General features: G+C 45.1%; 1 protein-coding gene. It reads right to left on the bottom strand.

The genetic code is table 11. The features are described 5' to 3' along the window. On the bottom strand, nt 1-286 hold a 286-nt coding region (locus AB4585_RS28790), incomplete at both ends, for a glutathione binding-like protein (protein ID WP_372172203.1).

The following is a 286-nucleotide window of genomic DNA, read 5'->3' as shown; positions in this document are numbered from 1 at the left end:
GAAGCTAGGAATGAATCACGCTCAAATACGCGGTTCATGTAGATCTTAAGCTCTTTTGAACCAGGACCTGTCAGCTCGATACCGAACGTAGGCAAGCGCCACAATAGTGGAGCAAGGTAGCAATCAATCAAGCTAAAGTCTTCACTCATGAAGTACTCGCTTTCTGCAAATAGAGGACCAAGCATTAGTAGGTCATTACGCAGTTTTTGACGTGCTTTTTCTTGTTCTTCGCCAGTTGTAGCGATGATTTTCTCTGCAACGCTGTACCAGTTACGCTGAATGCGGT

Source organism: Vibrio sp. 10N.222.49.C9 (assembly GCF_041474985.1).
In the GTDB taxonomy this organism is placed as follows: Bacteria; Pseudomonadota; Gammaproteobacteria; order Enterobacterales; family Vibrionaceae; genus Vibrio; species Vibrio crassostreae_C.
This window is presented reverse-complemented; position numbering and strand designations above follow the sequence as displayed.